Origin of the sequence: Flavobacterium sp. 22659 (assembly GCF_052044235.1) — a bacterium.
Lineage (GTDB): Bacteria > Bacteroidota > Bacteroidia > Flavobacteriales > Flavobacteriaceae > Flavobacterium > Flavobacterium johnsoniae.
In genome coordinates this window covers 58,974-76,725 of sequence record NZ_JBQEMU010000005.1, presented here as the reverse complement: position 1 = coordinate 76,725, position 17,752 = coordinate 58,974, and the positions used below count along the sequence as shown (strand labels likewise).

Below are 17,752 nucleotides of genomic sequence, written 5' to 3'. Positions count from 1 at the left end.
GGTTAATATTTACTTGATTTTAAAAGTTTATTGTAATAGGCATCGATTTATAGACGCTCATGCTGTAAGAAGTATTTTTGTACAGTAACACCCAGTTATATTGACCAGATTCCCAAGCCTTTTCAGCAGTTATAGCATTTCCTTCATTGTCTTTATCAGTACCAAGAACAATACTTTCGCCGCCATAGACATCATTTATTTTTTGAAGTGTTGTAATCTTTGACGCCGGTCCAAGATCTTTATGCTCTACTTTTGAAATAATGATTACTTTTTTAAGATCCAGATTGTCAATGCTTTCAGGGTGATAATTAAGGCTTTTTTTAATCAAAATAGAATACAGTATTCCGTTGCCCATAATCTGGCTGATTTGTGCATGAGCCGTTAGTTTATCATTCTTCTTATAGATTAACTGAGGTTCAACCCAGGTTTCCATGTAATAAATCAGATCATCATTTCGCGAAAGCATATCACGGCCAATAACGGGATCAACCGGCATATTAGCCGGATCTGTAATAGTAATGGTCTCTTTAATTTCGAGCGCAGTTCCGTTTTCATCAGTTACAATAAATAAGAAATCAAATTTACCTTCGACAGCATCGGCGGGAATGGTAAAGTGTTTATGAACATTGGTGTTTTTTGTTCCAATGTATTCCGGCCAGGTAAATTCGAGTTTCCAGTCTTTAGAATAAGTTTCACCGGTTTTAGGTAGTATTTTTAATTGTACATTGGCAATTTTGTTTCCGGCAGTGACATCGGCATTAAAATGAAAATCACGACCAATTAAAGCTTGTTTATTATCTGCCGTTCCAATTTCAATATTTTTGGCAGTTGGTTTTAAGACTTCGTTATCATCGTCATTGCTGCAGGCAGTAAAGACAGAAGCTGTCAATAGGAATAAAAAAAATGATTGTACTTTTTTCATGGTTTTGAGGTATTAAAAATTTGTTGTTTTATTGATGAATTAAAAAAGGAACTTTTACAGAAAGAATAATATTTCTGCCCATTTCCGGAAGTTCTATAAGTCTGTAAAAGCTTGTATGATTCAGGTATCTTGTATTAAATAAATTCTGAACCTGAAGCGAGACCGCAAAATCTTGTTTTCCGGCTTGTAATTTTGTTCCTAATGCCAGGTTGAAAACATGACTGCTTTCTGTTTTTTTTTCGGGCGGTACAATCTGATTTTGCTGAGCCGTAAAACGATAATCCAGCGAAAAATAAGTTTCTCTTAAATTCCTGATTTCGGGATTATAATTGATGCCAAATAAAACCGAAGCAGGAGGAGAGAATGGAAGCGTATATCCTTTTTTACTGCCCGATAATTGTTCAGAATAAAGATATTCGGCCAAAATCTCACCGCTTAGATTTTTTAGAAACTGATAATGTATCTGTAACTCGCTTCCGTAACGCATAACTTTACTCTGCTGATATTCAAAAACCTGATTTCCTGCTCCATAATAAATATCATGTTGTGAGGTTGGGTTTAGGTAAATGAAATTTGGGAAATAATTAAAAAACGGACTCAGCTGCACAGACCATTTGCTTTCCTGCCAGTCAATTCCAAGATCCAATTGATACGAACGCTCGGCATCAAGATTTGGATTTCCTTTTTCAAATCGGAAATAATGATAATTGACACCATTTGAAGCTAATTCTTTTGCAATGGGCATTCTAAAACTCGTTCCTGCATTAGCTTTAAATGAAACTTTACCCGGATTGTAATTTATCCCTGCTGACCATGTAAAACTTTTAAATGTTTTGTTTAAATCTTCAGACCGTTTTAAATATTCCTGAGTTGTCTGCCCGTTTTGAGTCACATCACTTTTAAACCAGTCTGAATATTGTTTCATTTCGATTTGGCCATAATCCATTCTCACAGCTCCGTGCAGTATCCATAAATCATTCAGCTGTATTTTATCATAGGCATACAATCCTGCATTCAGCTGATTAAAAGCGGGAATTAGAAAACTCCAGCCGTTAATTTCATTCTGCTGTTTTTCTCCGTTTAAGCCAACTGTAAATTGATGTCTGCCAACAGAAAACCCATCTTTTACAGAAACCGAAAAAACATCTTTGTCGTATTGTCTTTCCAAATCCTGCGGTGCATACATATCTGCAGGATAAATTGGCGGCATATAACCATGATTTACATAATGACTCCATTCTCTGCGGAAATTCTTTTGAAAACCCAATTGTGTCTGCAACAGATGATTTCCTATTTCAAATGAAGTTGTATTACTGATTTTAGTATGATTAACTTCCTGAAAAGGCATCAAAATATCACGACTCGATTTATCATGAAGTTCAAGATTTACATTACGAGGTTCAAGCCCGTGTGCATTCGCAAAAAAACCGCTTTTGGTATGTATATTACTGAAATACAAAACCGATTTAAACTTTTCGCCCACAAATCCTGTACTGGCATGCAAATCCAGTTCACGTCCTGCAGTATTGCGCAAATGATTTTTGTATAAAGGCACTGTATAATTGTAAACCTGAACCTTATCAGCCGGAACCCTGTAATCACCATAATCCTGTGAAGTAATTCTGGTATCGAAAAACCAGTTTTCATTTCGTCCAAACAAATTCAGCGAACTTCCAATTTGTTCATTATTACTTTTAGCAGTAAAATCTACATTACCACCTAAAGTATTTTTTTTAGGAAAAGGCACAGGCTTGATATTAACTGCACCGCCAATAGCATCAGAACCATAAATAAAGGATGAAGGACCTTTTATAATTTCCACCCGATTAACAGCATATTGATCGATTTCAAGCCCGTGATCTGCGCCCCATTGCTGACCTTCATGTTTAATGCCGTTTTCGACTACAATAACCTGATTAAAACTCAGTCCTCGAATCGATGGCTTTGAACCTCCTGAACCTATCGAAATGGTTTTAACTCCAGGAATTCGCTGTAAGGACTGCATCAGGCTTCCGCCGAGATTCCGCTGAATAAAAGTGCTGTTTACTGTTTCTGTATTTAATGATGCTTCTTTTTTGGCACGTTTTTCTGACTGGTCTTTAATCACTACTTCTTCAAGTTCCTTTATTTCCGAATTGGTGTTCTGAGATTGGACTTTTGTCAAAAAAGCAAAGCCGAATAACACAAAAATCAATATGCTGTTTGATTTATTTTCAATCATTAAGCGGTTTTATAAAATTTTAATACTTAAGCCTTTAATAGTCTGCCAGCCTTCTTTATCAGTCAAACGAATCATAAAATGATAATCTCCCGGATCAATATCTTCCGGAATAGTAATTTCCTGAACTGCTTCATATTTTTTTAAACCTTCGGGAATGGTAACCGAATTAATGTAAAGCATTGGTTTTACAGGTTTTTTTACCGGATCTGTTTCGCAGTCTGATACTTCGGTACTGTGCGTATGATGATCAAAATTGTGATGAATATCAACACTGTACGATCCTAATGCGGCATTGTCGCTGAATGCGGCACGAAAAGTAATTTTCTGTCCTCGATTCATTTGACTGCATTGGATAGGAAATGCGTTTGAAGCCGAAATATCAATTACAGGATATTCTGTATCAACAGAATCATTGTCACTGCTGCAGGCTGTAAATACCAGAAAGCCGAGAACTAAAGCGGCAATTTTTTTTGCAGTTGTTATTCTGCTCCATTTGATTTTGACATTTTTCATATAAATTATTTTGGGATTACTTGGCGATAACAGCTTTTGTCCGGATTTAAGAATTGGACATAGTAATTCCTTCTCAGATGCAGAAGCGCTGAGAGAAATCCAAATACAAAATTGAATTGTATCAGGTTACAAAAGCATGTTTTTTGAAGTGAAAAAAAGTCATTGCATCAGTCAAAAAAAGATGAAATTCTATTTAAGAATGCCAGTTTTTTACTGAATAAGTTTTGGAATGTTACTGATTCTGCTCAGATTTTCTGAAAAGATTAAACTATTACAGATAATCAAAATTGTGCCTGTTAGTTTAACACAAGCCAATAGATTCCCGGTAATTTAGAGTTTAAATACTAAGCAAAACATAATTCTTCCTTTTAGGAATGACTATTTCTGCTTAAATTCTGGGAGGAGCCCGAAGTGAAAATAACGCACCTTTAAAAAAACTAGAATAAGATTTAGAATAGAAAACAACAAATGAAGTTATGCTGCTGTTTTTGTAAAAGGTAAAGGGTTCAAAACTAAAAGTGGTAACAGGGCTGAATTTAAAATGACAGATTGCACATTCTTCTGAATGCTTTTTAATTTTAAATTCAGTTTTTGCTGTATGATGCAGCTCTGTTTTTTTAGAATTTGAATTGTGATTGTGGATGTGTTCATAAGAATGTATAACCGGAAATAGTATTGCAAACAATACTATCAGCGGAAACAGAAGATTAATGCATTTTAATTTCTTTTTCATTCAGATGAACCTGCAGCTGATTAATGCCACAGAGTTGCAAATATAAAATTCTTATTTGTAAATGCAACAATGTTTCAGTAAAACTTTTTCAAAAAAATAAAAGCCTTAAAAAAATCCAAACTCTTGTTAGATTTTTTAAGGCTTTACAGTAATTAAAATTTAGTTTTTATTCTTTGTATAATATGATAACAGCTTTATAGCCGGTACCCACATTCCATTGGCTCGATTCTATAACTGCTCCTTTATCATCAAAAACCTGAAATTCGGCAGTATTTGGCGAAGCAGAACCTTCATTTAGTGCTTCAAAATCAATTTTATTAATTCCTTTTACCAGATTTATTTTAAAACCTTTAAATTCTCCGTCTAATAAAACTTCAGGTTCAATTACCTTATCATTTAAATACACTCTGATTTTATCGCCGTCAACAAAAGCGGCATCCCGATAACGAACAGTAGAAACTGCTCCCTTTGTGATAAAACCTCCTAAATATTCATTTCTTCTGTAAAAGATACCTTCAACATTAGCTTCCTTTTTATATAAAGCATTATTCTTAAAAAGTTCTTCGGGATTTATTTGTAAAACAATTGGATCTTTTGCCAGTGCAGGCGGTTCTGCAGATGGATTAGTTTCTGGCGGAACCACTTCCTTAGTTTCTGATTTTTTTTGCTGTACCGGCTGGTATTTTCCTTTAAGCTCATCTTGTGAATATACTTGCAGGGAAGCGGTAATTATAATTAAAAACAATATTCTTTTCATACTTTATTTTTTATTTATCATATAAATGTGCTGTTAATTAAGCACATCAACTCTTGGTAATAAAAACAGCTAAATAGGGCATTTATTGCCTTTGAGAATAATTATTTTGCGTTACTACAAGATACGAAAGAAAGTAAAATGAACATAAAACTTTGTTTCAAATTATAATATGAAACCTAATTGAGGCTCTAAAAGTAATTTAAAACTGATAGGTGGTGATAACTTTGATAATGTTTTGAAGTTTAACCATTTAAATCAATTTACATGAAAAAATTATCAGTTTATATTTGTTTGATTTTTTTGGCTTTGACCAGCTGTAAAAAAGAAACAGAAGTTACAAAAAGTACCGACAGTTCTGTAGATTTAACTTCGGATTATGAATTTACAGGCGGTTATCCAACCGAAGCGACTATTAAAAAAGCTTATGATGATGCCGACTTAACTCGAGCAATACAGGCTTATAAATTTTTCTATCCAACGGTTTCCGGTGAAGGTCTGGTGAAAGGGAATGATAGCATTAAAATTATTCCTAACAAATCATTTGGAACTTTAGACACCAAACCAGGACAAATTGGTTTTACCCTTAATTCAGACACGCCTTACGGACCAATCCCTATTGATTTATCAGATGGGCCTATGGTTATAGATATCCCAAAAGGACCGCTTATTGTTGTGGCAATGGATGTAAATCAACGCTGGGTAGCTGATATGGGAATTCCGGGACCTGATGCGGGCAATGGTGGTAAACATCTGCTATTACCTCCTGATTATAAGGGTGTCGTCCCTGCTTCGGGTTATCATGTCTGGAAATCTTCATCCAATAATTTAACTGTAGGGATACGTTCGCTTCCTGTTGGCGGTGATGTAAATGCGGCTATAACACGTATTAAAACCGTTAAAGTATATCCGTTAAATAAACCGGCAAACTGGAAAGACCCAGACTGGCTGGATCTTACTAACAAACCACAAAATACAACACCTCTTGGCTGGGAAAATAATATAAAATACTGGGAAAATTTAAATGATGTTATCCAGCGAGAACCAGTTTTTGAAGGTTATAGAAACTATTATGGAGAACTGGCTGTGTTAGGTATTAAAAAAGGAAAATCATTCAGCCCCGATGCGCGTATGAAAGCAATATTAGAAAAAGCCGCTAAAATTGCCAATGCACAAATGCGTGTACAATCGTTTGCAGATCGTCGCGAAGATCGTGTGGTTTGGAAAGACCGCCAATGGGAATGGGTGGCACTTCGATTTGAAGACGGCGATTTTAATACTCCAGATTATGTAGATCTTGATGGCAGGGAAACCTGGTTTTATCAGGCAATTGGTGCTTCACCGTCTATGTTTAGAAGAAAAGAAGGCGGAGGATCTTTATACTGGCTTGGACTTAAGGATAATACAGGGAAATATGTAGACGGAAGTAAAACATATAAATTAACAATACCAACACCTGTACCTGCTAAATTATTTTGGTCGGTTACCATTTATGATGCTAAAACGAGAAGTCAGGTTATAACAGATCAAAATAAAGCCGCGCTTCGTTCTTTATTTGAACTAAAAGATAAAATAGGCGGTAAAACGGTTGACTTATATTTTGGACCAAAAGCTCCGGCCGGAAAAGAAGGTCAATGGATTAAAACAATTCCAAATGTGGGCTGGTTTGCTTATTTCCGAATTTACGGACCAGAAAAAGACGCATTTAACGGAAGCTGGAAACCAGGTGACTTTGAAGAAGTAAAGTAACACTTAACCCATCATACTATCATGAAACAACTATTTAAACTTTTGATATTTTTGTTCTGTTCCTTTTTAATGGCACAGAATCCTCCTAAAAAACAGGAAGAAAAGAAATTTGGCGGTGATATTAAACTCGATATTCGGGATTCAAAAGGCGACTGGCCTGCCTTTCTGGAGACGAAAGCTCCAAAAGATGCTCCAAATGTACTTATTATTTTATATGATGATACCGGTTTTGCCGCATGGTCACCTTATGGGGGGCGTATCAATATGCCCACTATGGATGAACTGGCAAAAAACGGATTAACGTATACGCAATGGCATACTACATCGGTATGTTCGCCTACACGTTCTACACTTTTAACAGGGCGTAATCATCATCAAAACGGATTTGGTTCTATATCAGAATCTGCGGTTGGATTTCCGGGCTACAGCGGGCATATCCCAAAAGAAAATGCTACACTTGCTACTGTATTGCGAGAAGCCGGATGGTCTACTTTTTGGATCGGTAAAAACCATAATGTTCCTGTAGATGCACTTGATATGGCTTCTTCTAAAGAACGCTGGCCTCTTGGACTTGGATTTGATCGTTTTTACGGATTTATTGGAGGAGAAACTAACCAATGGTACCCAAGTCTTATAGAAGATAATCATTTTATAGAACAGCCTTCTCAGCCGGAAGAAGGCTATCATTTAAGCAAAGATTTGGCCGATAAAGCAATTGCGTATATTCAGGATTCAAAACAATCAAAACCGGATAAGCCTTGGTTTATGTGGTATAATCCGGGAGCAAATCATGCACCGCATCATGCACCAGCCGATTATATTGCGAAATACAAAGGGAAATTTGACGATGGTTATGAAGCTTACAGAGACTGGGTTTTAAAACGCATGATCGATAAAGGAATTCTGCCAAAAGGAACAAAAATGACACCTTTAAACCCTATGCCGAAAGGTAAATTTGCTGAAAGCGATATGGTAAAACCATGGAACAGTCTCACTGCCAATGAAAAAAAATTGTTCAGTCGTATGGCCGAAGTGTATGCGGCTTATTCAGAATTTACAGATGCGGAAGTGGGTCGTGTAATTAAATATCTAAAAGATTCAGGTCAGTTTGATAATACTTTGATTATGTATTGCGCTGATAATGGTGCTTCCGCAGAAGGTTCTCCAAATGGTTCGGTAAACGAGAATAATTTCTTTAATGCCTATCCGGATGACATGAGTGTTAATTTAAGCATGATTGATAAACTGGGTTCAGAAGATACTTATAATCATTATCCAACAGGATGGGCAGCTGCTTTTTCGACACCATTTAAAATGTTTAAAAGATATTCTGGCTACAGTGGAGGAACTGCTGATCCTCTTGTAATCTGCTGGCCAAAAGGAATTAAAGCCAAAGGTGAATTAAGAAGTCAGTATTACCACTGTACCGATATTGTACCTACAATATTAGAAGCCTGTGGTTTGACGATGCCGGATGTAGTAGATGGTGTCAAGCAGACGCCCCTTGCAGGTGTTTCTATGATAAGCAGTTTTAATAATGCAAAAGCGCCAACTGCTAAAAAAGTACAATATTATGAAATGGTGGGCACAAGAGGAATCTGGAAAGACGGCTGGAAAGCTACAGCTGTTCATGGGGCTTTACCTGTAAATATTGGAAATTTTGATAAAGATCAATGGGAGTTGTATAATGTAGATGCTGATCGTTCAGAGTCTACAGATCTTGCAGTAAAATATCCTGATAAAGTAAAAGAGCTGCAGCAAATTTGGATGGACGAAGCAAAAAAATACCATGTACTGCCGCTTAATGATCTTTCTATTCCTGAATTTCACAAATTAGAATATCATAAAGAAGTTCCGGCTGATGGTCGATTTATTTATTATCCGGGAACCACAGAAGTTCCTGAAGCTTCTGCCGCACCAACTCTTGGACGTTCATTTAAAATTCTGGCCGAAGTAGATTTTACTAAAGATTCAAAAGGAGTTATTGTATCTCAGGGATCACGTTTTGGCGGTTATAGTTTGTTTGCAAAAGACGGAAAACTGACTTATGTCTATAATTTCCTCGGTCTTGCGCCAGAACAGGTTTTAAGCACTTCAATTCCTTCTGGTGGGAAACATATTGTAGGTGTTGAATTTATAAAAGAAAAAATGAGTGACAAAAACGAGACTTTAGGAAAGATGAGGTTGTATTTAGACAATAAAGTAGTTGACGAAAAACCTTTTCGAACTCAGGCAGGACATTATTCACTTTCAGGAGAAGGTTTATGTGTAGGCCGTGACAGCGGTGATCCGGTAAGTAAACAATATAAAGCCAAATTCGATTTTACTGGCGGTAAAATTGCAAAAGTAGTTTATGATGTTAGTAATGATGCTTATCAGAATGTTGAAAACGAATTTAAAGTAAAAATGGCAAAAGAGTAAAATGTGATTTCATTAGAGAAATATTTAAACTTCAAGACTATGTCCTTACCTGACGAACTATATAATGTCAAATTTGCAGAATATTTTGAATCAATGAGAAAGATGTATTTGCTCGATTCCAGATTTAAAACGATGTGTGATGATTATTGCGAAAGTATTGTAAATGCTGAAATTTATAAGAAGAAATTTGAAAAAAACTTTCGTCAAAAACTGGAATGCGAGAACCTTGCAAAAGAATTAGAAGAAGAAATATTATTTTATATTGTTAGGAATAGTTCATAAAAAGGAAATTTTACAAAATACTTACAACCCTAAAAAACGTCGCAAGACGTTTTTTAGGGTTTATAAACTAACTAAACTGGATTGATTATTTTACGATTTAATTTACAGTGGTAAATTCTTCTTTTACCCATTTTACTTCATTGTTTTCTATGGTAACAGAAATTGTATCGCCGTCTTTTACTTCTCCTGAAATTATTTTTTTTGCCAAAGGTCTTCTTAAATGACTTCTGATAATACTTTTTATCGGTCTTGCACCATATTTAGCATTATATCCGTTTTCAGCAAGATAAAGCTTAGCTTCCATTGGAATTTCAACCTTAATATTGATGTTTTTTAATAAATCCATGAACTCTTTTTTGAGATGGATTTCGAATATTTTCAATGCATTTTCTTTACTGATAGGAGCAAAAGGTACAATTTCAGTTAAACGTCCTAAAAATTCAGGTCTGAAATAATTCCCCATAATTTCCATTAAAGAACCAGATGTTGGAATTTCGCCGTTATTAAAAGTATTTACAATATGATCTGCCCCAATATTTGAAGTAAAAAGTATAATAGCATTCGAAAAATCACCTTCTTTTCCTAAACGATCATGTAGTTTTCCTTCGTCCATAATTTGAAGGAATACGTCAAAAACAGAAGGATGTGCTTTTTCAATTTCGTCAAATAAAACAATAGAATAAGGTTTCTGTCTGATTTTGTTCACCAGCAGACCGCCTTCTTCATAACCTACATAACCAGGAGGCGCACCGTAAAGAAGCGCAGCTGAATGCTCTTCTTTAAACTCAGACATATCAAATCTAATGATGGCATTTTCATCCTGAAACAAAAACTCGGCTAAACTTTTGGCTAATTCTGTTTTTCCTGTTCCCGTTGGTCCAAGAAAAAAGAAAGATGCAATAGGCTGTCCGGCTTTGCTTAATCCCGATCTTGACTCTAAAATTGAGCCTGCAACCGTTGCTATACAATGATCCTGCCCAATAACTCTTCGGTTTAGAACTTCCTCAATATTGTTTAATTTCTGTTTTTCTTCTTCCTTAAGTTTTCCTGCCGGAATTCCGGTTTTTTTAGCAATAATTAAAGACAAATCAAAAGCTTCAATATGAGAGCGTTTATCAAGTGCCTTTTCTTCAAGCGTATTAATCAGGTTTTCAATATAATTTAAGATCGATTCTGATGTTTCAAAATTTCTTTTTTCATTTTGTTCATCAACATCCATCAAAAATGTTGTTTTGTTTATTAAATCAACCAGAAACCAATTGTATTCTTTTATCAATTGATCTTCAGATAAATTGCTGGTATTTTCTTTTAAAAGATTTAATCTGTTGATAATAGATTGTTTTTCATTAAGAAAAGTTTCTCCTGAAGTTTTTAAAACCGACATCGTATGATCGATCAGATTAATTGCAGATTCAGGAAGGCTTTTTTCTTTTAAATACCTTCTGGATAAGCGGATAGATTCTGAAATGGTTTCATCATCTATCTGTATTTTATGATGTTCCTGATAGATTTTGATAGATTCGCGAATCATTCTGAACAAAGTCTCATCATCAGATTCTTCTAATTTAACGATTTCAAACATTCCAGAAAGTCCTTGTTCTTTTTCAATTCTTTTTGAAAATTCATCAATTGTTGAGGTCGCGATAATATTTAATCCTTTTGCCAGTTCGCCTTTAAGAACATTTGAAACGCCGGAATCTCCTCCGTTTTTATCGAGTAAAATATGAATTTCTTCAATAATTAAAATAGCTCTGGGGAATTGTTTTAATTCCTGAATGCAGTTTTTTAAACGGTCTTCAATTTCGCCTTTGTATGAAGCTCCGGCAATAAGAGAAGATAAGTCGAGTTCAAAAAGCTGTACTTTGTTTAAAGCATCTGGAACCTGATTTGTTATTACATTTTGAACAAGAGTATCAATTAAAATCGATTTTCCAATGCCTCGGTCGCCAATAAGCAGAACATTAGGTTTAGAGAATCGGCAGAGAATTTCTTTTATGGCATTCAATTCGGCTTCACGCCCAATTGCGGGGATTCTTTTTTTATTTTTCTCCAGATTTTTGTGGATACAGTATTTGCTTAAAAAACCTTTTTTTACTTCTTGTTTTGCGCCACTCTCGGTTTGCGGAACAACTATCTGATCTTCTAGCAATTCATTTCTTGAGATAGGATAGGATTTCATTTGATCGAAATTGAAACCTACACCCGGAGAACTTAAAGCAATTATAACAGCATAAAGACTAATTTCATCTTCATTAAGTGCTATACGTACTGATTCTGCCTCTTTTATGATGTCATCAATTAAATCACTTGGCTCAGCATCAAGAACATGAGTGGTCTTTGGTTCTTCTTCAATTCGTACTTCTGCCCATTCATCAAGATAATAAACATCTTTGCCCATAGCCTCAAGACGTTTTAAAAGTGATAAATCCCTGTTTAAAACTGCTTTTAACAAATGTGACGCCGAGTAATATTTATTTAAATTGGTTTTAGCGATTTTCTTCGCAATTTCTAATGCGCTTAATAATTCTGCACTGAAAACGTTTTTTTCTTCTTCCATACCAAATTTAATCTTTAGACCATACCAGATATTTTTTTACTTTATAGCTGATATTTAATCCTTTAATGCAGTTAGTTTGTTTGTCCTTGTTTAAGCGTATTGACTCAATTTTTATTTTTTTCCCTTTTACAGAAGCACATAATTGTGCAAAAGTTAAGAGATCTTTATCATTTTTTACAACTGGAATATCCAGATCATCACATAAAAACTCAGCAAAATCATCTTTAACTTTACTGCCTTCGGCTACTTTTTTAAACAAAATTTCAAACTGGTCTTCAGACATTTTAGGTGCTTTTTTGATCGTGGCAACAGTGTCTTTTACAGTTTTTGCTTTTGGAGCAACCGGAACATATTGCAGCATTTCTTCAAGCGGATCTTTTTTAACAGGTCCTCTTGGCAAAGCAAAAGCTTCGGCTTTTTTCTCAAATTCATAAGAGCTTACATCCAGCGGATTCGTCTTTTTTATAACTCTTGGATGTACATAAATTATCTTTTTTGCTACACGGCTGAAATCTCCGTTTATGACTAAAGTAATCGTTTTTTCGCCCGGCGTGATAAAGCTGTAAACTGGGTTAGAAGAGGTTTTATCAATGCCTTTATTTTCACCAAATGCCCATTCCCAAGTTCTGGCATCATCAGAAATTGATTTAAAATAAGCGGGCTGTCCAACAGTAATAGTTTTGGGTACAATAATTTTTGGAGTGCCTATTTTATCTGCAGCAAATTTATCCTTTATCGTGATCTCTTTTGTATGGGTGCAATTACCGTTTATTGTTAAAGAAACATAGTATTTTCCCGGATTTTTATAGATGTGAAAAGTGTGTTTTCTGACATCTTTTTCTGATCCGTCTCCAAAGTCCCAAATCCATGATTTTGCATTTGGAGTTTTGTCGTAAAACTCAATCGATTCTTCGGATTGAGAATGGTCTGCAAAAATATAAAATTTAGCATCATCACAGTCGACATGATTAAAAAGCTGCACTATAAATGCAATGATTCCAGCTAATAAGAGAATTGCGAAAAAAAACACAACCCTGATATCAATATTTTTTTGATTCATTTTTAGACTTTGGATATTTTACTATTAGTAAGATAATTTTAACAAAAAACGGAAGCAAATGTAGTTTTAATTATTTTAAAAAACTTAATATTTATCATATAAATTTTACAAAAAATATTTGTATTCTTACAAAATATTTTGTTAGGTTTGTAACCACCTCGTTCCAAAAAGTAAATAAATTCATAATAAACGAGTTACGTTCAAAAATGAGAATTTTCTCAGGGTTAAAAATGGAAAGCTAACTCAAAAGTTTGTTTTTTATTGTTGCTAAAATTTAAAAATTACCCATTTTGGGTGTGAAATAATATTTTAATTATCTAAAAAAAGAGTACTAAATAATATTTTTATGAGGCAGATTGTTATAATGATTCTTATGATGCATTTATTTACAGAATGCTATGCTCAAAAATATATTTCGCAGATTCCGTTTAAATATGATTATTCTTTAGAGCTGTTAAAGAAACAGTCTCAAATGAAAGAAACAGGTTTAAAAAACAAAACCGTTGTTAATGACAATTCAGAGAATTTGAGTGACGAAGTTCTGGCTCTAAAAGAAAAATACTCTATTATTCTGGCTGTAATGCCAAATAAAATTACCAACTACAAATTATACTCTTACATAGATCCTTGGCTGAATACGCCATATAAGGAGAAAAGCTTTTCTAAAAAAGGAATTGACTGTTCTTATTTTCTTCAGTCTCTGTACAGTGATGTTTATAAAGTTACGCTTCCTAAAGACCCGGCTGGAATGTGGAAATCAAAATCTATTCAAATTTTTACCGGTCGCAGTTTCCTTGCAGAAGGCGATCTGGTTTTCTTTAGATACGACAAAGATCATCCCATATCAGATGTTGGTTTGTATCTGCATAATGACCGAATTCTGGCTTGTACAGACAAAGGTCTGGCAATATATAATTTTAATGATGAATATTTTCAGTTACGATACATAGGCGCAGGACGAATTAACGAAGATGGAAAGAAAAAGTAAAAAAAGTCTTGAAGATCTTGCGTACGAAATTGAAAATATTTCGTACGATATTAGAGCGGAAGTTATTGCTAATGAGCTTCTTGAAAATAAAGCTGTGGTTCAGGATGAAATTACGATTTCGAATCATGGTCAGTTTTCACGTGCCTACAGAAGCGATATTCTGGGAGCGGCAATTCAGGATGATAATTACGACAAACAAGAATATCTAAATATACGCTTATCTCGAGACAGTATGTATGACGCACTTCCGGAAGGTTTTGTGCATAGTCTGACCGAAAATAACTCTGATAAATCTGTAAAACAGATGATAAGGGAGCATAAACACCAGAAAAAGCAAGAGGCTGAAGCACGTGTTTTTTTTACTCCTTTTGAAAACGAGATTTTTCATTATCGGACTAAAATAGAAAGTGTTGAAAGGAATTTTTTATATAAGCTGAACGGGAGTAAACCGTTAGATTTTTTCTATGATTTTTGGGGGTTATCACACATTTACCCAGAGATTTTAGTTTCAAAATTTATTCAGTTACTGCCTTATGCCTACAAGATAGTTGGAGACATTGATCTTGCCTGTAATTGTTTATCAAGTATTATAGAAGAAAAAGTAACCTATACAACAACAAGTTCTAAAGAATACAGTGAAGAAGCAGAACAGATAAAGCTGGGTGAAAACAGGTTAGGAGTCGATTTTATTACCGGAAAAGATTATATGGATTATTCTATGAATTTAAGGATAGAAATAGGTCCTATAACGAACAAACCTTATCAGCATTACCTTAAAAACGGCGATATAAAAATATTTATAGATTGTTTTTGCGAACATTTTTTTCCAATGGAAGTAGAAGTAAAAACAGTGTTATTGATTAATGAAGAAACAGAAGAGTTTAATTTTAGTAAAGAACCTGTGTTAGGGTATACAACACGAATTTAGTAATGGTAAAAAAGCATTTATTAGCCCTTATTGATATTAGGCTTATTGTATTTTTAGTAGTAATTATAGCGGTAAGTTTTATACTTACCATGGTATTCAGCGATAAAATAAAAGAATTTGCGGTACAGTATAAAAGAAAGTTTTACATCTATGTTTTTTCATTTGTATTGATTTATGCCCTGGTTGGTTTTTTGGGCTATAATAAATTATTTACAGAGTTGTCAGACGAGTTTCGATTTTATCAAATTGCATCACTGCTATTCGGAATCCTTAATGTTTACTTGTATAGATGGTATTTTAATGAGTTTAATTTAAAAGGCGTTGTAGGTATCGAATTATTGTTTTCACTTTTAATAACACTTTATTCAAGTGTATTATTTGTGATTATTTATACTGCCTTAAACGGGATTGCACTGACTTTTTTAATGTGTTCTCATTTCTTGGTATTTATAGTTCCGACAGGCGTTTACGCAGTTTTTAACTATATGATGCAGATACCTCCGAAAGAATATGTTACGTGGAAAATTCCGGAAAGAAAAAATCCTTTTCCTGAGATAGAAAACGTTGAAATGAAAGATTTATTGTTGATTACCTTATTAATTCAGAAAAAAGAAACCGATACAAAATATACTTCTTTAAGATCCAAAGGTCCGGTAAGAATTGATTTTGGGGCACTTTTTTATCATACCGTTTCAGGATATAATGAACATAATGCCGACAGTAAAATTGATTTAAAAGAAAATGGTGAAAATTGCAGCTGGGTATTCTTTTTACAGCCAAAATGGTATCAAACGGCAAAATATGTAGATGCAAAATATACTTTGAGCATGAATGGTATTACTGAAAACTCAGTTATCATTTGTAAAAGACAAAAGATTAAAAAAGTTAATCAAACGAAAAAAGCAGAAGGAAAAGGAGAAGATTTTATGTTTGAACCAAAAGTTGAAAAGAAGGAAAAAGAGGCTGCAGTTTAATATTTTTTTTGAAATGTTATGTACTATATAGATAAACCTGAAAAGTCATCATACGACAAGTTTCGTATTTATAAAATCAAGAAAGGAGATACGCTCGAAAGTGTTGCCCGTGATCTTGGCATCGATGCTCAGGAACTTAGAAGGTATCATAATATGTACTGTGAAATTTCTGATTTAATAGAAGCTGATTTTAAGAGTTATTTAGAGTATTTGATTTTAGCACCCGAAAAAGCTATTGAAGCTAAAAATGAACAAACAGAAAAAAAATATCAGAAAGTTAGTTTAGCTAGTAATTATACACTGCCATTTGTTGCAGACAAAATTAATAATGATTACCAGGTTAACTATACAACTGTTTTTGGAGATGATGTAGATACAATAGAAATGAAAGTAAGTGTAAAATGGCTTGCTACTGATAGAAATAATTATCATTTGTTTGAAATAAATAAAGGATCTATTTATGTCAACAATACCATACCAGATACAGTTATGGATGAACTGGCAGCTAAAACCGCTGCTGTTTTATATCCATTAAAGATTGTGGTAGATGAATCTGGAAAGTGGGTTGATATTTACAATTATGATGAAATAGAAAATCGATGGAAGGATACTAAAGAAGAAGTTCTGGATTATTTTGAAGGTGAGGTTGCAGAAAATTATATTGAACATACAGAATATGCTTTAGAAAATTCTGAAACATTATTTGAGTCTCTTTCTTCAGACTATTTTTTAAGAGCTTTTTTTAACGGCATTTACGTTAGTTATACATCAAATTATTCGTTTCAAAACGAAGTCTTTTTTCCATTAGAGAAAGATGAAGAATCGAAGTTTGCGGTACAGCAAAAGATAGATTCGATTTTAGATGAATCAAATTTGGTAAAAGTAGAACAAAAAGGAGATTATGTAGATTCTGGAGGTGAAGCCAGTTTTGGATTTGACCCGTGGAAAGGAAAAATCAACGCTTCATATTTTCTTGATGAACATAGTTATTGTATCGAAAAGATAAATTTAGAATGCAGTATCGAGTATGATGAACCAATAAAAGTTATCGTACAAATAGAATCTTTAAAGAATGAAGAAACTCAAAACTAAAGAGTTAAAAACAGAGTAGTTAGCGAATGTAATATTCATAAATGGTAAGGCAATGAGTGAGAAACATATAGTAGTTCAGGGAGCTTCACTTAAATGTAAATTTAGCGTAGAACCAAAAACAGATATATTAAAAGTAAAATCGCAGGATAAACATTATGCTAATGATAAAGATGCAAAGAAAAAACTCATTGCTACTGACAAAGAAATTGGGCAGACATTAGAGAAAAATACCTTCGGAAAATGTAAAATGCAGCCAAATGGAAGCGGTGATTATCTGCCATGTCAGGCCACAATTACAAAGTGGAGTGCTTTTTACGAAAAAGTAACCTTAAGTAATCAGGGGAAAATTCTGCTTGAAGACAGTAAAGGAACCTGTCCTATTGGAGGACCAGATTGTATAGAAGTAGACAAACACGGTCAAAAAGCAGAAGCGAGCAAACAAAATGCAAAAAAGGCGAAGCCGCAAGTAAATAATCAGTTAAATCCGCTGGTTAATACATCAAAATTTCAAGAGAGTTTAGAAGAGAGTGATTCTATTTGTAAATAAAATAAAATAGT

At 34.0% G+C, this 17,752-nt stretch carries 14 protein-coding genes; 8 read left to right on the top strand and 6 right to left on the bottom strand.

Annotated features, from left to right (window positions below):
- Positions 1-19 precede the first annotated feature (19 nt).
- From ACTJIW_RS07165 to ACTJIW_RS07150, 4 genes are all read right to left on the bottom strand, one after another.
- Positions 20-922: a DUF4625 domain-containing protein gene (locus tag ACTJIW_RS07165; RefSeq protein WP_440715922.1), complete on the bottom strand. Its 903-nt coding sequence runs from the start codon at positions 920-922 to the stop codon at positions 20-22.
- 28 nt (positions 923-950) lie between these two features.
- Positions 951-3,143, bottom strand: coding sequence for a TonB-dependent receptor (locus tag ACTJIW_RS07160; protein ID WP_440715921.1), 2,193 nt, complete (start codon positions 3,141-3,143; stop codon positions 951-953).
- Positions 3,144-3,152: 9 nt separating this feature from the next.
- Positions 3,153-3,656 carry a DUF4625 domain-containing protein gene (locus tag ACTJIW_RS07155; RefSeq protein WP_440715920.1) on the bottom strand — a complete coding sequence of 168 codons (504 nt, stop codon included), beginning with the start codon at positions 3,654-3,656 and terminating at the stop codon, positions 3,153-3,155.
- An 899-nt stretch (positions 3,657-4,555) separates the two neighbouring features.
- Positions 4,556-5,146 (bottom strand): hypothetical protein, encoded by a 591-nt coding sequence (locus tag ACTJIW_RS07150; protein ID WP_012025270.1) that lies wholly within the window; start codon positions 5,144-5,146, stop codon positions 4,556-4,558.
- Positions 5,147-5,410: 264 nt separating this feature from the next.
- Between ACTJIW_RS07150 and ACTJIW_RS07145 the strand changes: the two genes are divergently transcribed.
- The 3 genes from ACTJIW_RS07145 to ACTJIW_RS07135 are packed head-to-tail and all read left to right on the top strand — an operon-like array spanning position 5,411 to position 9,595.
- The gene (locus ACTJIW_RS07145; protein WP_440715919.1) at positions 5,411-6,892 is read left to right on the top strand and encodes a DUF1254 domain-containing protein; all 1,482 of its coding nucleotides are present in this window, start codon (positions 5,411-5,413) and stop codon (positions 6,890-6,892) included.
- Positions 6,893-6,913: 21 nt separating this feature from the next.
- Positions 6,914-9,313 (top strand): arylsulfatase, encoded by a 2,400-nt coding sequence (locus ACTJIW_RS07140; RefSeq protein ID WP_440715918.1) that lies wholly within the window; start codon positions 6,914-6,916, stop codon positions 9,311-9,313.
- 39 nt (positions 9,314-9,352) lie between these two features.
- The gene (locus tag ACTJIW_RS07135) at positions 9,353-9,595 is read left to right on the top strand and encodes a hypothetical protein (RefSeq protein WP_052295196.1); all 243 of its coding nucleotides are present in this window, start codon (positions 9,353-9,355) and stop codon (positions 9,593-9,595) included.
- Positions 9,596-9,692: 97 nt separating this feature from the next.
- Here ACTJIW_RS07135 and ACTJIW_RS07130 read toward each other — a convergent pair whose 3' ends face one another.
- A complete protein-coding gene (locus ACTJIW_RS07130; protein WP_121361473.1) occupies positions 9,693-12,152 on the bottom strand; it encodes an ATP-dependent Clp protease ATP-binding subunit in 2,460 nt (819 codons plus the stop codon).
- Positions 12,153-12,159: 7 nt separating this feature from the next.
- Positions 12,160-13,212, bottom strand: coding sequence for a PKD domain-containing protein (locus ACTJIW_RS07125; RefSeq protein ID WP_440715917.1), 1,053 nt, complete (start codon positions 13,210-13,212; stop codon positions 12,160-12,162).
- A gap of 346 nt (positions 13,213-13,558) precedes the next feature.
- Between ACTJIW_RS07125 and ACTJIW_RS07120 the strand changes: the two genes are divergently transcribed.
- The 5 genes from ACTJIW_RS07120 to ACTJIW_RS07100 are packed head-to-tail and all read left to right on the top strand — an operon-like array spanning position 13,559 to position 17,741.
- On the top strand, positions 13,559-14,200 hold the full coding sequence (locus ACTJIW_RS07120) for a C40 family peptidase (RefSeq protein WP_044047808.1): 642 nt from the start codon (positions 13,559-13,561) through the stop codon (positions 14,198-14,200).
- Positions 14,184-15,128 (top strand): type VI secretion system baseplate subunit TssG, encoded by a 945-nt coding sequence (locus ACTJIW_RS07115; protein WP_440715916.1) that lies wholly within the window; start codon positions 14,184-14,186, stop codon positions 15,126-15,128. The genes ACTJIW_RS07120 and ACTJIW_RS07115 overlap by 17 nt, the downstream gene beginning before the upstream one ends.
- Positions 15,129-15,130: 2 nt before the next feature.
- A complete protein-coding gene (locus ACTJIW_RS07110; RefSeq protein ID WP_012025262.1) occupies positions 15,131-16,102 on the top strand; it encodes a TssN family type VI secretion system protein in 972 nt (323 codons plus the stop codon).
- Between the two features lie 18 nt (positions 16,103-16,120).
- On the top strand, positions 16,121-17,194 hold the full coding sequence (locus ACTJIW_RS07105) for a LysM peptidoglycan-binding domain-containing protein (RefSeq protein WP_440715915.1): 1,074 nt from the start codon (positions 16,121-16,123) through the stop codon (positions 17,192-17,194).
- 52 nt (positions 17,195-17,246) lie between these two features.
- Positions 17,247-17,741, top strand: coding sequence for a DUF4280 domain-containing protein (locus ACTJIW_RS07100; RefSeq protein ID WP_440715914.1), 495 nt, complete (start codon positions 17,247-17,249; stop codon positions 17,739-17,741).
- Positions 17,742-17,752: the final 11 nt, after the last annotated feature.